This is a genomic window from Mesorhizobium sp. M7A.F.Ca.MR.362.00.0.0, assembly GCF_004023175.1.
In the GTDB taxonomy this organism is placed as follows: Bacteria; Pseudomonadota; Alphaproteobacteria; order Rhizobiales; family Rhizobiaceae; genus Mesorhizobium.
Genome location: NZ_RZTF01000587.1, coordinates 1 through 2,159, shown reverse-complemented (window position 1 = coordinate 2,159; position 2,159 = coordinate 1). Strand labels below are relative to the sequence as shown.

Annotated in this window: 1 protein-coding gene; it reads right to left on the bottom strand. The window is 63.1% G+C overall.

All coding sequences use genetic code 11. The annotated features are described in order from the left end of the window. Window positions 1–532: 532 nt before the first annotated feature. On the bottom strand, window positions 533–2,159 hold a 1,627-nt coding region (locus EOC06_RS35575; RefSeq protein ID WP_128309999.1), incomplete at its 5' end, for a response regulator.

The window sequence follows — 2,159 nt, the reverse complement described above, 5'->3', positions numbered from 1 at the left end:
GCCGTATAGAGGAATTTCTTCATGTGGCCTGCTCCTGTTCGGAAGATGGTCTCTCGGCGCTCGTCAGTCGGCGCCCGCTGAGGCCAATAGCCTTCGATTATAACAGTCGCATGACAGTTTGATGTCACCCCGGTAACGCGTCATCGGGATGAGCAGAATGCCGCCTGGCCGGCACTCCCGACGCAGCCCCGCTTTGTCACCGGAATCAGGGACTTGCTCGATTCGGTCGAGGCTGGCCGGCGATTTGGGGATCAGCCGGCCTTTATGAAGAAAAGCCGGACGGGAGCGCGTTGCTCTCAGCCAGACGGTGTCGTGGCCGGGCCATCGCCGAAAACAGGTCCGTTGGGGTAGGTTGACGCTGTCTCATGCCGGCGGTCGCTGCTCCCGCCCGTAACTGGGAAGAGCGGAATTCGAATGTCGCCATTGTCTCGGCTGGATGCCGCCTTTCATATGGTGCGATCGCACCATAGTCTTGGCCGCTGACAGGGGCGCGAATCTTCGCCGTATTCCCGGTACTCGGGCAGAGCCGGCCTTAGCCGGCGTTGCGCTGCGCCTGCAGGCTGGCGCCGACCCAGCGCTCGACCTTCTCGAGCAACGCCCGGGGACTGATCGGCTTGGGCAGATAGTCGTCCATGCCTGCCTCCAGGCAGCGCTCGCGGTCGCCCTTCAGCGCATGCGCGGTGACGCCGACGATCGGCACATGCGTGCCGGTTTCTTCCTCCAGCCGGCGAATGGCGGCGGTTGCTTCGAGACCGTTCATCTCCGGCATGGAGACATCCATCAGGATCATGCACGGGTTGAGCCTGCCGAAGGCGTCGAGCGCCTTGCGGCCATTGCCGACGATCTCGAAACCATAACCGGTCTCGCCGAGGATCTGGGTGAACACCATCTGGTTCACCTCATTGTCCTCGGCCACCAGGATATCCAGCCTGTCGCCGCCAGCCGCCACCGGTGGCCGGGGGCGAATCGAAGGCGGCTGCAGCAGCGCCCGCTGTTCGGACGGTGCCGAGGGCTGCGACCGCATCACATAACCCGTAGCGACGTCGGCTGCGAGCGGCTGCGCGTCGCTGCCGCTCGTGTTGTGGCGATGCCGCTGGATGGTGGCGACCAGCGTTTCCAGCAGCACCGAGGAGCGCGCCGGCTTGATCAGCTGGGCATCGATGCCAAGATCGCGATAGCTGGTGTTGGCGAGCGACTGGTCGACCGAGGTCAGCATGATGATCGGCGTGCCGGCAAGGCCGGCGGTGCTGCGCACGATCCGCGCCATTTCGGCGCCGCTCATTCCAGGCATCTGGTAGTCGAGCACGACGCAATCGACCGGGACACCATAGGCAGCGGCGGCGATCAGTACCTTGAGGCCTTCGGCGCCGCTTTCGGCCGCGCAGGAATCGAACGTCCACGATGTCATCTGTTCGGTCAGGATGGCCCGATTGACGGCATTGTCGTCGACAATCAGCACACGCGCACCGGTCACGTCGATCGGCATGATGCGCTGTCCGTTCTGCTGTCCGGCCCTCGGCAGCGTCACCGAGAACCAGAAAGTCGAGCCCTTGCCTTCCGCACTTTCGACCCCGATGTCGCCGCCCATCAGCTCGACGAGCCGCGAGGTGATGGCAAGACCGAGGCCGGTTCCCTCGTGCCGCCTCGTCGAAGAGGTGTCGACCTGGCTGAATTTCTCGAACACCAGTTTCAGTTTTTCCTCGGGGATACCGATACCGGTATCGGTGACCGAGATCGTCAGCTTCGTTCCGGTCGGAACCCTCTCGCCGGTGACGTCGACCAGCACATGGCCTTCATCGGTGAACTTCACCGCGTTGCCGAGCAGGTTGGTGACGATCTGTCTGATACGGCCGACATCGCCGACGAACAGGCTCTCGAGCCGAGGTTCGACACGCACGATCAGCTCGAGGTCTTTTTCCTTGGCTCGTGTCGACACCAGTGTCGCCACATCCTCGATCGCCTCGGCCAGATTGAAGGGCGCCGGATCGAGCACCAGCTGACCGGCATCGATCTTGGAGAAGTCCAGGATGTCGTTGATGATGGTGAGCAGCGCATTGCCCGATTTCACGATGATGTCGGTAAACGTCTTCTGCTTCGGGTCGAGGTCCGATTTGGCCAGCAGCTCGGCCATGCCGAGCACGCCGTTCATCGGCGTGCGG